Source organism: Hungatella sp. SB206, assembly GCF_051132295.1.
Taxonomy (GTDB): Bacteria; Bacillota; Clostridia; order Lachnospirales; family Lachnospiraceae; genus Hungatella; species Hungatella effluvii.
The window spans coordinates 6,959,397-6,980,821 of record NZ_CP096603.1 but is presented as its reverse complement, the minus strand read 5'-3'; the positions used below and the strand labels follow the sequence as shown (position 1 = coordinate 6,980,821).

At 51.5% G+C, this 21,425-nt stretch carries 16 protein-coding genes and 1 tRNA gene; 11 read left to right on the top strand and 6 right to left on the bottom strand.

Going from position 1 to position 21,425, the window contains the following annotated elements; genetic code table 11:
* Nucleotides 1-156: 156 nt before the first annotated feature.
* Both M1L66_RS31095 and M1L66_RS31090 read right to left on the bottom strand, forming a co-directional pair.
* The gene (locus M1L66_RS31095) at nucleotides 157-855 is read right to left on the bottom strand and encodes a response regulator transcription factor (RefSeq protein WP_187023810.1); all 699 of its coding nucleotides are present in this window, start codon (nucleotides 853-855) and stop codon (nucleotides 157-159) included.
* A 56-nt stretch (nucleotides 856-911) separates the two neighbouring features.
* Nucleotides 912-2,429 (bottom strand): sensor histidine kinase, encoded by a 1,518-nt coding sequence (locus M1L66_RS31090; RefSeq protein ID WP_187023811.1) that lies wholly within the window; start codon nucleotides 2,427-2,429, stop codon nucleotides 912-914.
* Between the two features lie 134 nt (nucleotides 2,430-2,563).
* On the opposite strand from M1L66_RS31090, the gene M1L66_RS31085 reads away from it, so the two are divergent.
* From M1L66_RS31085 to M1L66_RS31055, 7 genes are all read left to right on the top strand, one after another.
* Nucleotides 2,564-3,832: an ABC transporter substrate-binding protein gene (locus tag M1L66_RS31085; protein WP_055659043.1), complete on the top strand. Its 1,269-nt coding sequence runs from the start codon at nucleotides 2,564-2,566 to the stop codon at nucleotides 3,830-3,832.
* 77 nt (nucleotides 3,833-3,909) lie between these two features.
* Nucleotides 3,910-4,794, top strand: a complete 885-nt coding sequence (locus M1L66_RS31080; RefSeq protein WP_002605062.1) for a carbohydrate ABC transporter permease — start codon at nucleotides 3,910-3,912, stop codon at nucleotides 4,792-4,794.
* 18 nt (nucleotides 4,795-4,812) lie between these two features.
* Entirely contained in the window at nucleotides 4,813-5,655 is an 843-nt protein-coding gene (locus M1L66_RS31075; RefSeq protein WP_117633008.1) for a carbohydrate ABC transporter permease, read from the top strand.
* A 5-nt stretch (nucleotides 5,656-5,660) separates the two neighbouring features.
* Nucleotides 5,661-7,706 (top strand): beta-galactosidase, encoded by a 2,046-nt coding sequence (locus M1L66_RS31070; RefSeq protein ID WP_434689527.1) that lies wholly within the window; start codon nucleotides 5,661-5,663, stop codon nucleotides 7,704-7,706.
* Between the two features lie 19 nt (nucleotides 7,707-7,725).
* The gene (gene bglX, locus M1L66_RS31065; protein WP_434689525.1) at nucleotides 7,726-9,972 is read left to right on the top strand and encodes a beta-glucosidase BglX; all 2,247 of its coding nucleotides are present in this window, start codon (nucleotides 7,726-7,728) and stop codon (nucleotides 9,970-9,972) included.
* A gap of 23 nt (nucleotides 9,973-9,995) precedes the next feature.
* Nucleotides 9,996-11,540 (top strand): sulfatase, encoded by a 1,545-nt coding sequence (locus M1L66_RS31060; protein ID WP_434689523.1) that lies wholly within the window; start codon nucleotides 9,996-9,998, stop codon nucleotides 11,538-11,540.
* Nucleotides 11,541-11,556: 16 nt separating this feature from the next.
* On the top strand, nucleotides 11,557-12,960 hold the full coding sequence (locus M1L66_RS31055) for a glycoside hydrolase family 5 protein (protein ID WP_187023815.1): 1,404 nt from the start codon (nucleotides 11,557-11,559) through the stop codon (nucleotides 12,958-12,960).
* 87 nt (nucleotides 12,961-13,047) lie between these two features.
* Here the strand turns inward: M1L66_RS31055 and M1L66_RS31050 are convergent, their stop codons facing one another.
* The 4 genes from M1L66_RS31050 to M1L66_RS31035 all read right to left on the bottom strand — a co-directional run bounded on the left by M1L66_RS31050 (nucleotide 13,048) and on the right by M1L66_RS31035 (nucleotide 16,742).
* Nucleotides 13,048-13,953, bottom strand: coding sequence for a DUF2156 domain-containing protein (locus M1L66_RS31050; protein ID WP_434689520.1), 906 nt, complete (start codon nucleotides 13,951-13,953; stop codon nucleotides 13,048-13,050).
* A 613-nt stretch (nucleotides 13,954-14,566) separates the two neighbouring features.
* Entirely contained in the window at nucleotides 14,567-15,289 is a 723-nt protein-coding gene (locus tag M1L66_RS31045) for a hypothetical protein (protein ID WP_434689518.1), read from the bottom strand.
* Between the two features lie 190 nt (nucleotides 15,290-15,479).
* Nucleotides 15,480-16,349: a GNAT family N-acetyltransferase gene (locus M1L66_RS31040; RefSeq protein ID WP_434689516.1), complete on the bottom strand. Its 870-nt coding sequence runs from the start codon at nucleotides 16,347-16,349 to the stop codon at nucleotides 15,480-15,482.
* A 192-nt stretch (nucleotides 16,350-16,541) separates the two neighbouring features.
* Nucleotides 16,542-16,742 (bottom strand): N-acetyl-gamma-glutamyl-phosphate reductase, encoded by a 201-nt coding sequence (locus tag M1L66_RS31035; protein WP_187020584.1) that lies wholly within the window; start codon nucleotides 16,740-16,742, stop codon nucleotides 16,542-16,544.
* A gap of 159 nt (nucleotides 16,743-16,901) precedes the next feature.
* Between M1L66_RS31035 and M1L66_RS31030 the strand changes: the two genes are divergently transcribed.
* The 4 genes from M1L66_RS31030 to M1L66_RS31015 all read left to right on the top strand — a co-directional run bounded on the left by M1L66_RS31030 (nucleotide 16,902) and on the right by M1L66_RS31015 (nucleotide 21,391).
* On the top strand, nucleotides 16,902-17,156 hold the full coding sequence (locus tag M1L66_RS31030; protein ID WP_055653166.1) for a helix-turn-helix domain-containing protein: 255 nt from the start codon (nucleotides 16,902-16,904) through the stop codon (nucleotides 17,154-17,156).
* 125 nt (nucleotides 17,157-17,281) lie between these two features.
* The gene (locus tag M1L66_RS31025) at nucleotides 17,282-19,759 is read left to right on the top strand and encodes a hypothetical protein (RefSeq protein ID WP_187020583.1); all 2,478 of its coding nucleotides are present in this window, start codon (nucleotides 17,282-17,284) and stop codon (nucleotides 19,757-19,759) included.
* A 108-nt stretch (nucleotides 19,760-19,867) separates the two neighbouring features.
* Complete coding sequence (locus tag M1L66_RS31020) at nucleotides 19,868-21,160, top strand: UDP-N-acetylglucosamine 1-carboxyvinyltransferase (RefSeq protein ID WP_434689513.1); 1,293 nt, start codon at nucleotides 19,868-19,870, stop codon at nucleotides 21,158-21,160.
* Nucleotides 21,161-21,318: 158 nt separating this feature from the next.
* Nucleotides 21,319-21,391, top strand: a tRNA-Ala gene (locus M1L66_RS31015).
* Nucleotides 21,392-21,425 lie beyond the last annotated feature (34 nt).

Here is a 21,425-nt window from a genome sequence, read left to right as displayed (position 1 = left end):
GCACACTGAAACAAACATGGTTCCCCCGCCCCTGACCGCTCCCCGATTTTTCGGCTGTGTACTGGCTTCGCTGCAGAAAAGAATATATCTAAACTCGCTGTTTGGGAGATTGGCGATTACTGTATGGTGGCTCTGTAAGTGAAGGCGGCGATGGGATTAACGGTTCAGTTCCGTATTGTTCAGGATACTTCCCAGCAGCTTTCGGTCGGATTCGGTGGTGATGATTTCTGAGATTTTCTTCTTATTGAACTTCTTTAAGATGCTGTGTACCTGGGACTTTACTGTGCTCATCTCCACGCAGCGCATTTCGCAGATTTGACGTTTGTTATAGCCGGTGGAGAGCAGATATAAGGTGTCCAGTTCCTTTGGCGTCAGGGTGGAAAGGATGTTGAGCATGAAGAGAAAGCTGCTTTCATAGGTCTTGACCCGGCGGAATTCGCTGCGTATTTTGTCCGCGATCTCCGGGCGGATGGGGGACTGGCCTTTGTAGGCGGAGGTGACCGCGTTTACGATCTCCTCATTGGAGGCGTTTTTTAAGATGTAGTCGCAGGCGCCTAAGCGGAATGCGGAAAAGACCAGTTCATCCTCCTCGTAGACTGTCAGGATAATGATCTTGATATCTGGCATCTCGGCCAGGATTTCTCCTGTGGCGCGGATTCCAGCGTCTTTGGCTTCCATCTCGATGTCCATGAGAATGACGTCGGGATTCAGTTTTCTGGCGGCTTTGCATGCCTCCTCTCCCGTTCCCACGTCGGCCACGACCTCGATCGCGGGACACTTCTTTAAGACCGCCGCATACCGTTTGCGGATGGGGGCCACATCTTCTGCAATAAGTACTTTTATCTTTTCTTCCATGAATGAAACCTCTTTTCCTGTTTGGGGCGGATCTGTCCGCAGATTGTCAGTGAATTTCAGACGCGCTCCGGTGTAATGTTCGGAAGCAGGACCTCCACGGTAGTGCCGGCGCCCAGGGTGCTGTTAACGACGATCTTTCCCTCGTGCGCGTGAATGACCTTATAGGTCAGAGTCAGTCCGATTCCCCAGTGTTTGGAATAGGGATGGGAGGAATAGAAGGGGAGAAAGATGCTTTCTAAATTCTCCTTCGATATGCCCTTTCCCGTGTCCCTGATGTCAATCGCAATCCATTGTCTGGAGCTGCCGAGCGTAACGGCCAGCTCCTTTTTATCGTCCGGTGTGTCCTCCATGGCATCGATGGAGTTCTTGATGATGTTGTGAAGCGCCTGTTCCATGTAGACCGGATCCACCATGGCCAGAATTGGCTGGGGCGGAAGGTTCAGCTGGACATTTATGGACTCCAGCTCATGGGAGAAGATGGCGAGCGTCTCCCGGATCAGAGTCTGGAGAGAGTACTGCTTTAAGCTCAGCTCGCTGGTCTTGGTGCTCCGATGAATTTCGTCGATCCTTCCATAGAGCGTTTGACAGCGCTTCAGGATGCTGTCCGTCGTCTCCTTTACCTCATTCCCATCCTCTGCGTTTAAGGCCAGCGTCTCCACCTCGGACTGGATGGCCAGAATCTCATTTTTAATGTAGTGGCAGAAGATCTTGGATGTCGTCTCGGAGGAACTGATTTCTTTGGAGATACTTAGCTCCTTGAGACTGGCCTGGCCGGAAAGCCGTGTCAGCATGTAGGCGCAGTAGGTTATGACGGCCGCGGCCGGTACCAGAATATAGGGCAGCGCCCGGTAAATAAAGGCATTGCTTCCGAGCTGCAGGGAACGGTAGGAATAAGTTCCTGCGATTCTGGAAACCTTTAAATAAAAGTCCGGCGAGGAAGAGATAAAGTAAATGTATACAAACGCCAGGGTGGCGTAGCTGATGGCCAGAAACAGGTGGTTATAGCGGAACAGCTTCAGCTTTGGTGCCTTGATAAACGCAGCCAGGAGCCCCAGGAAGCACAGGAGAATGACCGCAGTATTGATAGTGTGGGTGACCGCATATATTCTGTCCTCTAAATAAAGGTACTGCTGCACCGTCAGACGGGCCGGGTATAAGAAGTAGTAGGCCTTTAAATTCGTATAGGGATCATAGAGAATGAACTGCAGCAGGCAGTAGATCCATACAACCCGTTTAACCGCCTTTTGAACCCGCAGGGAAAAAGGCTCGTAAAAATGGAAGACGAGATAAACGCTGATGATTAAGATGCTTAAGCTGGAGGCATTCATAATCCGAATGATGTTGCTCTTGCCAATATCGATGAAGAACAGCCATCTCCACAGGAAGTCGGGAAGGTAAAAATAATCCTTAATAAGATTATAATAGTAGGTATCTTTTGAAACGTAGAGAATGATGCTGCAGAGCGCTGCAAAGTACGGCAGAATCAGAATCATGAGAAAATCATGATTACCTTTCAGCCTCTGAACCAGTGTAAACAGGATCAGAATGAACAGTAATAACAGCAGATAGAACATAGTTTACCCCTCCCTTCCATGGCTAAATAGTAACACAAATCATTCCCGGTGAAAAGGAGGATAAAATTTCAACCTGTCCGGGGGTGAGAATACGTGATATCGTATGGGTATCAGAAAACAGGAGGGGATTTGAAATGAAGTTAAGAAGATTGAGCGCGGTACTACTGGCAGCGGCACTGGCAGCGGGAACACTGGCCGGATGCAGCGGGGGAAAAGAAGCGGCCACAGAGGCGGCTTCCGGTGAGAAAGTGAATTTAAAGTTCTATATCTGGAGCGATGGAGAAAACTACACGAAAGAGATTGTGGACAACTACAACAAGAGCCAGGACAGTGTCAATGTGGAAGTGATCAGTATGCCGAACGAGACGTACGACGACAAGCTGAAGGTCATGCTGTCCGCGGGAAGCGACGCAGATTTAGTCAATGTCCGTTCTTTGGACCAGGTTATGCAGTTTAAGGAAGCGGGCGCCATGCTGGATATCACGGATCTGGTGAAGAACAGTGACCTGGATATCAGCAAGTTTGGTTCCATGTGGGATACCTGCTATCCGGATGGCGTGATCACCGCACTTCCCATGAGATCCAGCTGCTGGATGCTGTTCTATAACGCAGATATTATGAAAGAGGCCGGCATTGACATGTCGAAACAGATGACGTGGTCCCAGTATGGGGATATTGCAAAACAGCTGACAAGCGGAGACGGTACGAAGTACGGCGGATGCTGGGTGGACTGGAATATCTACCAGTGTATCGGAACCCAGAAGGGCGTTTACTTAAATGACGACGACATCTCTGCGGTAAAGGACGGGCTGGCTACCCTGGGCAGATTCTTCCTGGAAGATAAGTCCCACGTACCGTTAGCAGAGGTAAAGGCCAACGACAGCCAGTATTTATCCGACTTTGAAAACGGCAGAGTGGCCATGCTTCCCAACGGCGAGTGGCTGATCAATATGCTGATGACAGACGAAAAAGACGGCAAGACGGATGTCAACTGGGAAGTTGCTCCGCTTCCGGTTCCGGAGGGCGCGGACCCCGGCGCTACCTGGGGGGCATTCCAGTTCGCGGCGATTCCAAAGGATGCCAAACACCCGCAGGAGAGCTATGATTTCTTAAAATATTTATGCGGTGAGGGCGGTTCCGAGGTTCTTCCGAAATACGGCATGCTCCCGGCGTACGGCGGCGATGCGGCCAAGGATGCATTTGACGAGGTGGTCGGCAAGGAAAGCGTATCTTCTGTAGCTTTTAATTCCAAGAAGATTCCGGAGGCGCCTTCTTATGAGAAATACAATGATTTAAAGGTTGCATTTGCAGAGAATGCGGAATTGTATCTGTATGGGGAAAAGACGCTGGAAGAGACCATGGATAAATTTGAGCAGCAGAGACAGGACATCATGAGTAAATAATCTGTTGGGGAAGCAATCGAAGATATGATTGTTTCCCCATATGTGTTCAACCGACACGCGCTAGAGAGGATATGGATATGGAAAAGAATAATAAGATTAGGAAATACATAAAAGGATATCTCTTCATCCTTCCGAATTTCATCGGCTTTTTCGTCTTTATGGCACTCCCCATCATCATGGGGCTGGTGATTTCCTTTACGGATTACAACGGATTCAGCCAGTTTAATTTTGTGGGGCTGAAAAACTATATCGACATGTTCCACGATGAATATTTCACGGTATCGCTGAAGAACAATCTGGTCTACACTCTGGTGACGGTGCCGGGAACCATCGTGTTCGCGCTGCTTTTGGCCGTGGGTGTCAATAAGGGGATTAAGGGAAGCAGTCTCTTTAAGACCATGTTCTTCCTCCCCAACATCAGCTCCATGGTTGCGGTCGGTATAGTCTGGGCCATGATCTTCAACCCGACCCAGGGACCTTTAAACCAGGTGCTGATGGCTCTCGGCGTGGCAAATCCGCCGCAGTGGCTGTCCGCGACGAAGACGGCGCTGGGCTCTGTCATGGTGGTCGCCATCTGGAAACAGGCGGGGTACTACATGATCATCATACTGGCCGGCCTGCAGTCCATACCGAGCCAGCTCTATGAGGCAGCCTCCATCGACGGTGCAAACAGCGTGGAAAAGTTCTTCAAAATCACGCTGCCCATGCTGTCCCCGACCATGTTCATGGTCACCATTTTAAGCATCATCAACTCCTTCCAGGTGTTCGATCTGGTCAATATCATGACGCAGGGAGGACCGGGGCGCTCCACCAATGTTCTGGTTTACCGCATCTATCAGGAGGGCTTCCAGAAGCTGCAGTTTGGATATGCGTCCGCAATGGCATATTTCCTGTTCATCATCATCATGGTTATAACCCTGATTCAGTTCCGAGGACAGAAGAAATGGGTTAATTACATGTAAACCGGGGAGGGAAAAGAAATGATGACAAAATCGTATAAAACAAAGACGAAGGTATCAAACGGCATTCTGTTTGTGGTCATGCTGCTTTTGGGAATCTGCATGATTATCCCGTTTGTTTGGACCCTTTCGTCTTCCTTTAAAAATAACAATGAAATTTTCGCCTACCCCATCAAATGGATTCCGGAGGTATTCCGGTGGTCCAATTACGCGGAGGTATGCGAGCGCATTCCGTTCGTTACATACTATTTAAATACTTTAAAACTGGCGGTGATCGTCACCGCCGGCCAGGTGATCACCTGTTCCCTGGCAGCCTACTCCTTCAGCAAGATGCAGTATCCTGGCCGGGATAAGATATTTCTGTGCTATCTGGCAACGCTGATGGTTCCGTGGCACGCAATCATGATACCGCAGTTCTTAATCATCAAGACCCTGGGACTGAACGATTCTCACTGGTCCCTGATCCTGATAAATATATTCAGCGCGTTCGGTGTGTTTTTACTCCGTCAGTTCATGATGGGAATTCCGGAGGAACTGTCCGAGGCGGCCAGAATCGACGGGGCCGGAGAACTGAAGATATATTCTCAGATCGTATTTCCCATGTGTAAGCCGGGGCTGGCGACGCTGGTTGTGTTTACATTTAACTTTATGTGGAACGACTATATGGCTCCGATGATTTACCTGACATCCGATAAGCTGAGAACCATTCAGATCGGCCTGGCATCCTTCCGTACCCAGTACGGCTCGGAGTACGGCCTGATTATGGCAGGCACGGTGTGTGCCCTGATTCCGATGCTGCTGATCTTCATTGTGGGGCAGAAATATCTGGTGGAAGGAATAGCATTCTCCGGTTTGAAGGGGTAAAACGTATGGCATTTTCTGATAAGGTATCGAAGATTTTATATGGCGGAGATTACAATCCGGAGCAGTGGACGCCGGATATATGGGAACAGGACATGGAACTCCTTGAGCAGGCCGGAATCGATGTGGTGACGTTGAATGTCTTCAACTGGGCGTCACTCCAGCCGTCAGAGGAGGCGTATAACTTCGCGGAGCTGGATGCGGCGGTGAAGCGGGTGACGGAACAGGGGATGGCTATCTGTATGGCCACCTCCACCGGGGCTCATCCGGCGTGGATGGCCAAACGGTATCCCGAGGTCCTGAGAACGGATTTTGAAGGCCGCAGGAGAAAATTCGGAGGCCGCCACAATTCCTGTCCCAACAGCCCTGTATTTAAGCAGTATGCAAAGCGGCTGGCCGGGAAGCTGGCGGAGCGCTACCGGGAACAGAAGAATATCGTGCTCTGGCATGTGAGCAATGAATATGAAGGCGCGTGCTACTGTGAAAACTGCGAGAAGGCGTTCCGTGTCTGGCTGAAAAAGCGTTACGGAACCATTGAAAATCTGAACCGGCTGTGGAACACGAGATTCTGGGGGCATACCTTCTATGATTGGGATGAGATCGTGGCTCCCAGCATGGTGAGTGAACATTTCGAGGAAGCCAGAAGCATGTATCAGGCCATAACACTGGACTACAAACGGTTTAATTCGGACAGCATGCTGGCCAATTACCGGGCGGAGGCGGAAGCCATCCGGGCGCAGATCCCGGATGCCTGCATCACCACCAACTTCATGGGCGCGTATAAGCCGCTGGATTATAAGAAATGGGCGGCCAGTCTGGATGTCATTTCCTGGGACAACTATCCGGCGGAGGGGGCCGATCCTGCCGCTATTGCCATGAACCATGATCTGATGCGCGGGCTGAAACATGGCCAGCCCTTCCTCCTGATGGAGCAGACGCCCAGTACCTGCAACTGGCTGAACGACAACCGCCTGAAACGCCCCGGCGTCATGCGGCTCCTCAGCTATCAGGCCGTGGCCCATGGGGCGGACACGGTGATGTTTTTCCAGATGAGGCGCTCCAGAGCGGGCTGTGAGAAGTTTCATGGGGCCGTCATCGACCATGCAGGCCATGGAAATACCCGTGTGTTTAAAGAGTGTCAGGCTCTTGGAATGGAACTGAAGGAACTGGGCAAAGAGGTGGTCGGAGCCCGTGTTCCGGCAAAGGCGGCGCTGATCTTTGACTGGGATACGTGGTGGGCGCTGGAGTGCTCGGCAGGTCCCAGCGTGAGGCTTAAATATCTGGAGGAGCTTCAGAATTACTATCGGGCTCTTTCAAAGCTTCATATTCCGGTGGATATAATCGGAATGGAGGACGGCTTTTGTGGATATGAACTGATTGCCGCTCCGCTTCTGTATATGGTGAAGGACGGCGTCTCCGGGCGGCTGGAGGAATTCGTTGGAGCCGGAGGAACAGCGGTTTTTTCTTATTTAAGCGGATATGTGGATGAGAATGACCGGATTACTCTGGGTGGTTACCCGGGAAAACTCAGAAAACTCACTGGAATCTGGGTGGAAGAGACCGACTCCCTGCCGGAAACGGAGCGGAATTCCTTCTGCTATGAAGGGAAAACCTATCCGGCCGGACTGCTGTGCGACATTATGCACACGGAGGGGGCGGAGGTGCTTGCCCGTTACCGGGAGGACTTTTATGCAGGCACGCCCGTTATCACCAGGAACCGGTACGGAGACGGTCTGGCATATTACGTTGGAACAAGGTCCGGAGAGGAATTCTATCTCAGGTTATTCACGGATGTGTGTAAGGAAAAGGGGATGCGAACAGCCTCCCATGATACGGTGGAAACGGCGGCCGCCTTATCCGAAAAGGGAATCGAGATGGCGGTGCGGAAAAAAGACGGCGTGGAATACCTGTTTCTATTGAACCATTCCGGGAAGAAACAGGAGCTGGCGATCTCTGTCAGCGGAAAGGATTTGCTGAGCGGGAGGGATATCTGTCGAGGAGAGGTGTTTGCGGTTGATGCGGCGGGGGTTATGCTGGTGAAAGTATTTGTATAATACAGGCGAGGACAGGAAAATGGAGCAGAGACAGCTAATAGATTTGTTAAATGATATGAGCCTGGAGGAGAAAGCAGGACAGCTCTTTCAGGTAACCGGCGACTGGTTTGACGGCACGGAAGTGTTGGAACAGACAGGGCCGGAGGCGGAGGAGAATGCCAGGATCAGGAAAAGCTACGGCCATCTGGCCGGTTCTGTGCTGGGGGTCTATGGAGCAGCCAATATAAAAAGAATTCAAAGCGCGTATATGGAACGACAGCCGCACCATATTCCCCTGCTCTTTATGCTGGATATCATCAATGGGTATAAGACTATCTATCCGATTCCGCTGGCACAGGGCGCCATGTTCGATCCGGAATTTGCAGGCGACTGTGCGGCCATGGCGGCAAAAGAGGGGGCGGCGGGCGGGCTCCATGTGACATTTTCTCCTATGGTGGATCTGGTGCGCGATGCCAGATGGGGGCGCGTGATGGAATCCACGGGTGAGGACGTGTATCTAAACAGTCTGTACGCGAAGGCAATGGTGGAAGGCTATCAGAGACAGCAGGGCGGAACGGATTTTCTGGCCGCCTGCGTCAAGCATTTCGCGGGATACGGTGCGCCGGAAGGCGGGCGGGAATATCAGACGATGGAGCTCTCCAATGGGACATTTCATGAATTCTATCTGCCGCCCTATGAGAGCGCCGTAAAGGCCGGAAGCAGAATGGCTATGACCGCCCTTCAGACGGTGAACGGGATACCCGCAACCGTAAACAGAGCGCTGCTCCGGGAAATTCTGCGCGGTGAAATGGGATTTGACGGCGTACTGATCTCGGATTACGCGGCGATCGGAGAGACGGTGGTTCACGGTGTCTCCAAAGACGGGGCGGATGCCGCGCGCCGCGCGCTGGAAGCGGGAGTCGATATCGATATGATGTCCGGTGTATATCCGGAGTATCTGGTCGGACTGGTTAAAGACGGAATACTGGATGAGGCGCTTCTCGACGAAAGTGTCCTGAGAGTTCTGGAGCTTAAAAACTGGCTGGGACTGTTTGAGGATCCCTTCCACGGAGCCGACGAGGCGAGGGAAGCCCGCACGTCTCTCTGTGAAGAACACCGGAAGCTGGCATATGAAGCGGCGGTGAAATCCTTCGTACTGCTTAAAAATGAGGCTGCCATCCTGCCTCTTTTCCCGAATCAAAAGATCGCATTTATCGGTCCCTACACCAATTCTCAGGATATGCTGGGCAGTTGGTCCTTTACGGGAGGCGCCGAGACCGGGGCGGTAAAGACCATACGGGCGGCAGCGGAAGAGGCACTGGCCGGCTGGTCCGTGACGTACCATACCGGCTGTCCCGTGCTGGATCCGGGGACGGTGCTGGAGGGCTTTGACCGGTATAAGCCCTCCGGTGCGACGCAGGAAGAGACAGACCGCTGGAGGGAGGAAGCGCGAAAGGCCGCAGAGGAAGCCGATGTGGTGGTCATGCCCCTCGGTGAACACTGCTTTCAGTCAGGGGAAGCCGCAAGCCGGGCATTTATTGAGATTCCAAAGATCCAGCAGGACTTATTCCGCGCAGTTTCCGAAGTAAATCCCAATGTAGTGGCAGTGGTATTTAGTGGCCGGCCTCTCGATCTGCGCTTTATTTCTGAGCGGGCCAGAGCCGTGCTTTCTGTGTGGATGCCAGGTATGGAAGGCGGCCGGGCAATTATCGATGTGCTGACCGGAACGAGAACGCCATCGGGAAAGCTTCCTATGAGCTTTCCTTACTGTGTGGGGCAGGTACCGGTCCATTATGACAGCCTGATGACGGGACGGCCTTACCGAAAGGGAAAGCCGGAACGGTACGTCTCCAGGTATCAGGACATACCCGCCGATCCGCTGTATTCCTTTGGGTATGGACTGACCTATACGAGCATGGAGCTTTCTGAGGTCCGTCTGAGCAAAAACGAGCTGATGCCGGGAGAAGAGATCGAGGCGTCTGTGACCATAAAAAATACAGGGAAGCGGGAAGGAACCGAGACGGTTCAGCTCTATCTCCGCGATGTAACCGGCAGCACAGCAAGGCCGGTGAAGCAGCTGAAGGGCTTGAAGCGCGTCACACTGCAGCCGGGAGAGGAGGCAAAAGTGGCTTTCTCCATCGGGGAAGACCATCTGAAATTCTTTCAGAAACCGGGCTTATGGGACAGCGAGGCGGGGGCATTTCTCGTCTTCATCGGAACGGACAGCAGGACGGAGCATTCTGCGCCACTCCGGCTGAAAAAACAGGAAGCATCAGAAAATACTTGAGAGGCAGGAGGCAGCGGAAAACCATGAGAACCGTATTGATCCTTATGGATACATTAAACAGAAGATTTTTAAAATCCTATGATGAAAATGCGGTGGGAATCACGCCGTGCATGGATGCATTTGTAAAGGAGGCAGTCCGGTTTGATAATCATTTTATTGCCTCCGCCCCCTGCATGCCTGCCAGGCGGGATATTTTTACCGGCCGCATGAATTTCCTGGAACGCGGGTGGGGAGGAATGGAGCCCTTCGACCGGACGCTTCAGGGGGAACTGCGGAAACATGGAGTCTACACCCACATTACCACGGACCATGCCCATTACTTTGAACTGGGTGGGGAAAACTACTGTTCCCTGTTCGATACCTGGGACTACCACCGCGGCCAGGAGAATGATCCCTGGATTTCGAGGGTTAATCCCCCATTCGGAGAGCCGCAGGCATACGGCCGCAAATCGGTCCAGCATATTTTAAACCGGCAGGAATATGCGCGGGGGGAGGAGACGTATCCGACTCCGGCCACCTTCCTGTCCGCCTGCCGCTGGGCCGAAGAGAACCGGGGAGCGGATGATTTTTTTCTGATGGTTGAGGCGTTTGACCCTCATGAACCGTTTGATGCACCGGACGCCTACCATGAACTGTATGGGGATGATTACAGCGGAAAGGAGTTCAACTGGCCGGGGTATGCACCTGTCACAGAACCGGAGGAGGCAGTATGCCATCTGCGGAAATGCTATCTGGCCACCATGACCATGGCGGACCGGTGGCTGGGCCGTTTCCTCGATGCCCTGAAGGAAAATGGGCTGTATGAGGATACCCAGGTGATCCTGACCACGGATCACGGTCATATGCTGGGAGAACACGGATTTACTGGAAAAAATTATATGCACGCGTATAATGAGATGGCCCACATCCCCCTCTTCGTGAAAATGCCTCACGGAGAATGTGCCGGAGAGTATAGAAAACAGTTGACCCAGAACATCGATCTGATGCCGACAATATTGAAGCACCACGCTGTTCCTGTTCCGGAGACCGTAAAGGGTTGGGATTTGTCAGAGATGATTCTCAGGCATACACCTTCCAGGGAAGCGGTAATCTATGGCTGGTTCGGCCGTGCGGTCAATGTATACGACGGCCGCTATACGTATTTCCGGGCGCCTGCGGCGCCGGACAATAAGCCGTGTTACCAGTACTGTGCCATGCCGACGACGCTGTGCCGGTTCTTCGGTGAGGAGTATGCTCTGGAAATGGAAATGGGGCGTTTTCTCCCCTATACGAGATACCCGGTTTACCGGATACCGGTTCACAATGAAACGGACTGTATGGGGGATTTAAGCTTTATTAAAGACTCCTGCCTCTTCGATCTTGAGCAGGACTACGCCCAGGAGCATCCCATAGAGGACGAAGAGCTGGAGGCGGCCATGTGCAGGAAGCTGGCCGCGGGAATGAAAGAGGCCCAGGCACCGTTGGAACAGTATGAGCGCCTCGGGCTGTCGGAAAGGGGATTTACAGAACGGCTGCTGGAAGAGATGGAGAAGCTGGAATTTGGCTGGAGACAGGAAATAGGTGAGTAAAAACCGAGGAGGAACTATGGAATTTGTAAGAGTAAAGGGAAATGAATTTATTTATCAGGGACAGAGCATCCGGTTCGCCGGGCTGGGCATCGGGAGCTGGCTGAATCTGGAACACTTTATGCTTGGAATCCCAACGCCGGAAAAACAGATGAAGGAAGCTTTTACAGAGGTTTTCGGACCGGAACAGTCGGCCCGGTTCTTTGATGATTTCGTCTGTTCCTTCTGTACGGAGGAGGACTTTAAGCTTTTGAAGGATACCGGCATCAACCTGATTCGCGTGCCGTTTAACTATAGACTGTTTCTGGATGATCAGAATATGGAGCTGCGGAAAGAAGAGGGATTCCGCTATTTTGACCGTCTGCTGGGATTCTGCCGCAAGTATGAGATCTATCTTCTCCCGGATCTGCACAGCGTTCCGGGCGGGCAGAATCCGGACTGGCATTCTGATAATCAGACGGGAACGCCTGCGTTCTGGCATTACGATGTATTTCAGGAGCAGATCATATCCCTGTGGCGGGATATTGCCGCCCGTTACAGGGATGAGCCGTATCTGCTGGGATACGACCTTTTAAACGAGCCGTTTCTCATGCCGGCGGCGGACGGAAAGCTTCAGCAGTTTTATGAGAAGGTGACGGCTGCGGTCCGCGAGGTGGATGAGAACCATATTATATTCCTGGAGGGGGATTCCTTTGCCATGGATTTCTCCTGTTTAAAGGAAATCAGAGATGAGCAGACTGCGCTGACCTTCCATTTTTATCCCACCGTTTGGGAGGCAGACTTATGTGATCCGGGTTATCCGCGGGGCGAAAGGCAAAAGGTGTTTGAACAGCGCTTCCGTACCATGCTTGACGGCCTGCTGCCCTTTAACCGTCCGCTGCTCTGCGGCGAGGCCGGGTACGACATTGCGGGGCACAGCCTGGAGCATGTGATGGAGATGGTGGAGGACACGCTGGGCTTATTCTGCCGGTATGGCGTATCCTGGACCTTATGGTGCTATAAGGATGCGCAGTTTATGGGGCTGGTATATCCGCGGGATGACTCTGAATGGATGAGCTTTGCAGGGGAAATGCGGAGAAAATGGACCCATTACAGGGAAATGGAGATGGGGAAGTCTCTGGTGGAGACCATGTGTGCTCTCTTTCCGGGGGAGGTCGATGAGGCGCTGAAATACAGGCTCCAGTTCCGCCAGCGCGCGCTTCTGTATACGCTTCAGAAGGAACAGCTGTTAAAACCGCAGCTTCAGGCCTGGGGCTGGGAGAGAATCCGTCGTATGCCGGAATCTTTTCTGCTTGAAAACTGCGGTTATTATAAAGAGTATCAGAAGCTTTTGGCTGTTTACGCCAAAGCACTTAAGGAGAGCGGGAGGGAGACCAGGGGTGACGGCCGGGCGGTTTCTTGTTTCTCCAATGGAAGAAACTAAAGCAGAAAGACGAAAAAAGAGGCGGACCGCGGAAAAAGAAAACCGTTGGTCCGCCGCATACATGTCCTTTGGTTTCAGCGGTGGTATTTATCGCTGGCGGATTCTGTATTTGCGGGCGAAGTCTACGGGGCAGTAGGACAGCTTTGCCTGCCTCAGACCGGGATCACCCAGATCATCCTCGCGGTTTATCAGGACAGCGTCGGGAAATTCGTGGATGAGAAACTGTTGGTTGATGAACTGGTACAGCCCTTTTATCTCAGGATTGGCTTTCTCAATGTGTATGACAGCCATCTGCTCCAGGGGATTGTAGCTGCCGATGGTAAAAGCCTCCAGGGTACCGTCTATATAGACTCCAGCCATCGTGATATCGAGGAGAGAGCAGCAGCGAAGAATCTCATGGATGCCCAGAATCTCATGCTCCAGCTGGCCTTCCATGCGTTCTTCCCTGGCGACACCCCAACGTGCGAGAAAACTCTTGATCTCGGAGCCTTCCGCACAGGTCAGCCTGCGGTACTCGAAGCGTCCCTCCCAGGTCCTGACGAAGGAGTTAACCAGATTTTTCTTCTTGTGCAGCTTTCGGCCGGCGAGAGAACGAAGGGCATCTCCGGAATATAAGTAGTCACGGGCATCCTCCAGTTCTTCGACATCGAATTCGTCCTCCGGCAGTTTCAGGAGGCGGACAGCGGCCTCGTCGGCCAGGAAGATATTTAGCTTTAATCCCAGGGTTTGGTTAAAATAGTCCTTCAGCACGCCGAAGGATTGGGACAGGCCGGCCGCTTTACAGATGGGAAGGGCAGCGTACTCCTTTCCATCCGCGGCAATACGAAGGAAGATTGTATTATCATCTCCGACCGCGTAACGTACCTGATAGTAATCTTTCCAGAGGAAAAGGCCTAAGAATACGCTGTCGCAGGTCTTGTTTTCTCTGAAGGTAAAAAGGGGGGCCAGCGTTTTCAGCGCGCTGGAGTCCAGATCTTTAAATTGCAGTTCCATATATTTCCTCACTTTATCGTTCAATGTTCTTGCTATTCTCCTATCATTTCCAGATAAGACATTTGCCATTCTGTAATTATGTGGACAGCCTGATTTTCCAAAAGGCCATTATAAGATAAAAGTGCGATGAAATCCAGTACTTTTTTATGGCAGATCATTCAGAACGGCAGACCGGCCTGTCCCTGGAGGCGTTGGGGCGAAAATACTGGCAAACAGAGAAGCAACAGGAAAAAATTCGTTTTTTCCATCACATCTCGATAAAATGCGCATAAGATGGTTATGTATAGAAAGAAGCAGGGAGTGATAACCGCTGTGCAGGATAATTTAGAGCATACTTATGGGAATAACTTCCAGGTGCTGGAGCCGTATATGTTGTACGGAGACAGAAGCGCTATGGAGAATCTGCCGAAGATGCAGAGGGAACATATGTTACAGGATTTAGAGTATCTGCAGGGAATGTATCCGGGACATATGAAGCGGATTCAGGAATATGTGATGGCAGCCTGCGATCGTCTGGATTATAAAAACAGTCCGCTGTATGATGAATTTCCGGACCGCCTGATGGTGAATCAGGTGTGCGATTCCGTATGCCGCCAGATTCTGGAGGACGGAGTTATAAACGGAGCAGAGCTTGGACTGCAAAATACATCGGAACAGCCGGGAGAAGAGACTGCGGAAACGGTAGAAGAGGTGGAAGAAGTAGAAGTGTACGAGGTAAACAGCGTGAACACCCAGGATGCAGATTGGAGAATGCAGCAGGTAGTACCGCAGACTCCGATGACATGGGGCCCGCCGTCAGGCCAGCGCCCACCGTCAGGCCAGCGCCCGCCGCAGGGACCACCGCCGTGGGGCCCGCCACCCGGCCCGCAGCCACCGCGTCCGCCGCAGCCACCACGTCCGCCGCAGCCACCGCGTCCGCCGCAGCCACCGCGCCCGCCGCAGCCACCGCGCCCGCCGCAGCCACCGCAGCCGCCACGTCCGCCGCAGCCACCGCGTCCGCCACGTCCGCCGCAGCCACCGCGCCCGCCGCAGCCACCGCAGCCGCCACGTCCGCCGCAGCCACCGCGTCCGCCGCAGCCGCCGCGCCCGCCGCAGCCACCGCAGCCGCCGCGCCCGCCTCAGCCACCGTGGGGCCTGCCGCCATGGGGACCGCCGCCGCGCCCGCCTCAGCCACCGTGGGGCCCGCCGCCATGGGGACCGCCGCCGCGCCCGCCTCAGAATCCGGGAAATAATTGGCTGAATGATATTGTAAAGATTCTGCTTTTGAATGAGATGCATCGCAGACGGTGCCGTACAGGGTTCTGTTTTTAAAGCTTTGCTTTTCTGAAAGAGTCACATCCTGGACTGACCTTGGATAACGGACCAGGGATTATGGCAGCAGGATATGGGATAAGGCCCGGGATTTCCTTTTATTACAGGATATCCCGGGCCTTATTCCGTTTCACGTCTGGGAAGCTGGCCGCAGATCTGCTGCGCCGTCGTTGTCACTGTCACGTCTCTGGCGGAAAGCATTATTCAAACATGCTCTAAGTATGAAACAGGTGCGGGAAGGTGAGCTGCCTTCCCTTCCATATATTCTCTTTTCCTTTCAGCAAAAAGAGCGTGTCCCCCTCTTCTTCTGCGGGAACGCAGGTGTCCCCGGATACTGGCGAAAAGTCCAGATCTGCAAATGCAGTGTCTTCTTTTGCCGCCGCGGAGAGAATGGCATCCAGTTCCTGATGGGGATCGCAGAAGATATCGTAACACGTCATTACCATATCCTTATACTCCGCTATTATAACCGCATCAAATTTTTTCAAATAAAATATACAGTTTTTCATAAAACTGATAGAATAAAACATTAGAAGCTCAAAATTATTTACGACTGTCAGCTGTGAAAACGGATTGGATTTCAAATAGCAGGAACGAAGCAGTTCCCTGTCGGCACTGCATTCCATATCCAGCCTTCTCATGCCGCCGGGGGTGGGAATCACCGGCCGGCGGAACTGGTACGTGGATTCCCTGATAAAGCCAAATCTCGGATAGAAGTCCAGAACGGAGTCATTGGCAAAGAGAAGCATGGCATCGCACCGGTCCTTCCAGTCTTTTAAAATCTCACTGATCAGAAAACGCGCCAGCCCTCTGCCACGGTATTCCGGATCCGTCATGACAGTCCCCAGCTGCACATACCTCCGCATTTCCCCATTCCACAGGATATCCATGGGGTTGACGGATACATTTGATATCACTTTCGTCCCGTCGCGCAGCGTGTAAGGGACGTTTTTATCAGTCCAGAACCCCTGGCGGTACCATTCTTCAAACGTAAATCCGAATGTTTTCGCCGTCAGTTCATTGTAGGACGCCCGAACCGCATCGTTTGTCCTCACAGACTTGTCCAGTACATAACGGTCAGTCATTATCCCATCCTTTCCGCGCAGTGCAGCACAATGGCACATGCGCCGGATTAACTCGTTGTTATCAACCGCGCTTCAGAAACCAGAGTCAGTTTTTTGCTGCGGCTTTCAGACTTATAGTATAGAATCCGGATCATGTGATGTCAAATATTTTATGTAGTTGGAATGTAAAATGGCCATCCGCTGCAGAATTCACTATTTTCCAAATCTTTTTCTTAATTCCTCCCTGATTTGTGGAACAATGTTCCTTTTTTTCATCTCTTCAATTATTTTTTCGAATTCACCTTTTGGAGCAGGCGGTATCACTGAGTCACAATACCTGTCCACACGTTCAAATTCCTGCAGCAGCTCCCTTTCTTCTTTTGGTGTGAGTTCCCCCGTGTTTTTTCTTATCATGCCGTATCAATCCTTTCTATATCACTAATATATTACATAAACGGACAAAATATGACTGGATTAAAATAGTAAATGAATAATGCTCCGTATATAGAGCAATTATAGAACCTGGATAAGATAGAATCAATTGAAAATGTTCGTTATAAGGAGCAAAATGAGATGGAGCAGAAGATTAAGCAGGATATTGTAATCGGTTATAATATCAGAAAATTACGGAAACGGGCGGGGCTTACACAGGAACAGACTGTGGCGCGGATGCAGCTGATGGAGTGCAATATAACAAGGGGAAGCTATGCGAAAATCGAAGTCGGCCTGGCAAATATCCGGGCCACAGAAATGATGGCGTTAAAACGAATATTCGGAGCTGACTACAGTGAGTTCTTTGTACCGATTCCGGATCAAAGAAAATCCTGATATTTTCGGAGAATGCCGGCTTTATCTCCCTTCCCGGCTGCAGGTTAATAAACTTTTAAGTTGTAGTTTTGTTGGATATTGTATAGAATAAAAGGGAAACATAGGGAAAATAGAGGAAGTCTGACATGAAACGATTAGGAAAAAAGATAGGAATACTATTTATTATATTTATTGCGGCGATCGCAATCTACTTTGTGTGGAATCAGAAAAGAACGGAAAAACCTGACTCCATTGTTTACACTGCCATGGATGAGGCGGCTCTTCCGGTGGTCTCGGCTACCATGTTCGGGAGAGACGTTAATTTTCTGCACGGTTATACACAGGATATGAAGCAGGCGGTGGCGAGAGATTCGCTTACCGTCCTTCCGTCTGACCGCGCGTTAAATATCAGGATCGCGGACTTTGGCGGCAGCATACGCGGGATCAGTTATGAGGTGAGAAGCTTAAATCTGGAGCGCCTTGTGGAACGCACCAGCCTGACTGAATGGGATACGGCGGATGGGAAGACGACGGCTGTGCTTCCTATTCAGAATCTTCTGTCCAAGGACAGGGAATATTTGCTGATCCTCTCTCTGGACACGGCGGAACAGGGCGAGGTCCGCTATTACACCCGTATCCTGTGGACGGACAATGAGAATGTTAAGGATATGATAGATTTCGCCGTAAACTTCACCACGAAGACCTTTGACTACGATCAGGCGAGAGAGCTGACGACGTATCTGGAGACAAATGCGACGGAGGACAACAGCTCTCTGGGTCACGTGACCATACGATCCAGCTTTTCCCAGCTTACCTGGGCCGGCCTGGACGTAAAGCCTGTTGGGGATATCCGTGTGACGCTGAAAGATTTAGACGGAATTATGTGTACTGTCCGCCTGGATTACCAGATAACGAGGACTGCGGAAAATGGAATCAACGAGCTTTACGAGGTGGAAGATGATTTCACTATGAAGTGGGACAGCAAGCGCATTTATCTGATGGATTTTGAGCGAAATACCAACCAGATTTTTTCCGGACAGCGCGATCTGTTTTCCGGCAAGCGTATTATGCTGGGGATCATGAATGACAGTGAAGTCCGGACGGAAGCGAGCCCGGATGGACGCCATATCGCATATGTGGTCAATAGAGACTTGTGGTCCTATGACCAGTCCTCCGAGAAGGCAGTCAAGATATTCTCCTTCCGCAGCGGCGACGAAGATGAGATCCGTAACGGCTACGACCAGCACGATATCAGGATTCTCTCCATCGGCGATGACGGCGATGTGAATTTTATCGTTTACGGATATATGAACCGGGGGATTCATGAGGGGGCCATGGGAATCGCCATGTACCAGTACAGCAGCGACGAGAACGCCATCAAAGAGAAATTCTTTACGCCCGTGACCCAGTCCTTTGAGATGCTGAAAGGTGATATCGATAAGCTGGCTCATCTGGGAAGCAACGGTATGCTGTATATGATGGCGGACCACGCCGTCTACGGCATCGATTTAAACAGCAACGAATACATGGTTCTGGCAGATTCCCTGACGGATGGAAGCTTCGCGGTGAGCAGAAGCGAACGGCGTTTCGCATGGCAGGAGGGCAGTGATCCCTACGGCTCCAGGGTGATCCATCTGATGGACTTAGATACGGGAAGCAAGAAGGAGATTACCGGGGAAGACGGCAGTCTCTGCCGGCCTCTGGGCTTCGTGGGCGATGATTTCATCTATGGCCTGGCGAGGGAAGGCGATATGTGGATTGAAAACGGACGCGTAAAGGATGCCCCCATGTACCGCCTGGAGATCATGGACGATACGGGAGCGATCGTCAACCAGTACGAGTATCCCGATACGTATATTGCCGATGTGGAGGTAGAGGAGAACCGGATTCGTCTGACGAAGATCGCGGGGACCGGAGACCAGTCCTATACGAAATTAAAAGATGATATTATTGTCTGTAATGAGGAGCTGAAGGAAGATCCGTTAAAGGGGATCGGCTGGTATGCATCTGAAGACCGGAGAAAGCTGTATTTTGTGCAGCTCGATAAGGAGGCTGCATCTCACGATGTGAAGGTTTCTGTACCGAAAAAGATGGCGTATGAGTCCGCCGAGGTAGTGGAGTTAAAATCAAATGCGGGGCCATCGGAAAGCCTGTTTTACGCCTATGGCGCCGGCCATTATCTGGGAAGCAGCCGGAGCTTTACGGAGGCGCTGAATCTGGCATACGATAAGATGGGCGTGGTGACGGACAAAAACCAGGAGATCGTCTGGAACCGTGTAAACCGTTCGCCAGCCCGCAGCATCAAGGATCCGGAGAACAAGGGAGCCCTGCTGATCCGCCATATGGACGAATTCAGCGGAAGCATGCATTACGATGATGGAATCCTGATGCTGGATGCCCGCGGCTGTATTTTAAATCAGGTTCTGTACTTTATCAGCAGGGGCTGTCCGGTGGCCGTCTATACGGAAAACGGCGGTTACGAGCTGATCAGCGGATACGATCAGTATAATGTAACCATTTACAGCCCAACGACAAAGGAAGCCCGTAAAATGGGCTTAAACGACGCCTCTCAGTATTTTTCAAATGTCGGAAATGACTTCGTCTGCGGCGTTTTTACGGAATAAGAAAGTGCGTTCTCTTTACAAATCCGCAGGATATGTTATAATCATTAAAGACACAAAAGAAAAACTTAATAAATTTGTAATAGATTAGATCATAATCAGAGGTGTGGAATGGAACAATATATTATGAAAGGCGGCAATCCGCTGGCTGGAGAAGTAACCATCGGCGGAGCCAAGAATGCTGCCCTGGGTATTCTTGCTGCTTCCATCATGACGGACGAAGACGTTGTTATCGAGAATCTTCCTGACGTCAGGGATATCAATGTATTACTGGAAGCCATCGAGGAAATCGGAGCTGATGTTGAGCGTATTGACAGACATACCGTCCGTATTAATGGGAAGTACATCCACGAAGTTTCCGTGGATGACGAATATATCCGTAAAATCAGAGCCTCTTATTATTTTATTGGGGCTATGCTGGGCAAGTATAAGAGCGCTCAGGTGCCGCTTCCGGGCGGCTGCAACATTGGCAGCAGGCCGATCGACCAGCATTTAAAGGGCTTTCGCGCGTTAGGTGCGGAAGTGAAGATCGAGCGCGGTGCGGTGATTGCGCATGCCATTGATTTAGTTGCCAGCCATATCTATCTGGATGTGGTCTCTGTGGGTGCGACCATTAATATCATGATGGCGGCAACCCTTGCAGAAGGACAGACCATATTGGAGAATGTGGCTAAGGAACCCCATGTGGTTGACGTGGCGAACTTCTTAAACAGTATGGGCGCCAACATCAAGGGAGCCGGTACGGATACCATCCGTATTAAGGGTGTAAGAAAGCTTCACGGCACGGAGTATTCCATTATTCCGGACCAGATCGAGGCGGGCACCTTTATGTGCGCTGCGGCGATTACCCGCGGTGACGTTACCGTAAAGAATGTGATACCGAAGCATTTGGAGGCTATTTCAGCCAAGCTTCTTGAGATGGGCTGTGAAGTGGTGGAATTTGACGACGCGGTGCGCGTGGTAGGCAAGACCCTTCAGAGACATACCGATATCAAGACACTGCCGTATCCTGGATTTCCGACCGATATGCAGCCGCAGATGACGGTGACACTTGCGCTTGCGGAAGGCGCCAGTGTTGTAACCGAAAGTATTTTTGAGAATCGTTTCCGCTACGTAGATGAGCTGTCCCGTATGGGCGGCAACGTAAAAGTAGAAGGCAACGTAGCCGTTATCGACGGCGTCAGGAAGCTTACCGGAGCATCTGTGAACGCGCCTGACCTGCGTGCGGGAGCGGCGCTTGTGATCGCGGGGCTCGCGGCGGAAGGCTATACGATTGTGGAAGAGATCGGATATATACAGCGTGGTTACGAGTGCTTTGAAGAGAAGCTTCAGGGGCTCGGCGCCATGATTGAAAAAGTGGATTCCGAAAAAGATGCGAAGAAATTCAAATTGAAGGTCGGATGAGTGAGTTAGAACAGCAGTAAGGGAAAAAGGGAGGAGCGCTGTGTTGAAAACAGGTCATTTGATTTTCAATACGGCCGCTCTTGTTATGAATCGATATAAAAATCGTGCAGAAACAGGATTGCAAAATTTGGATAATCGTGCTATACTGTGCAAGGTAAGGGGCATTGGCGCAGCTGGGAGCGCGTTCGCTTCGCATGTGAAAGGTCGTGGGTTCGAATCCCATATGCTCCACGGTAAAGGTCTGGTAGATACCAGGCCTTTTATT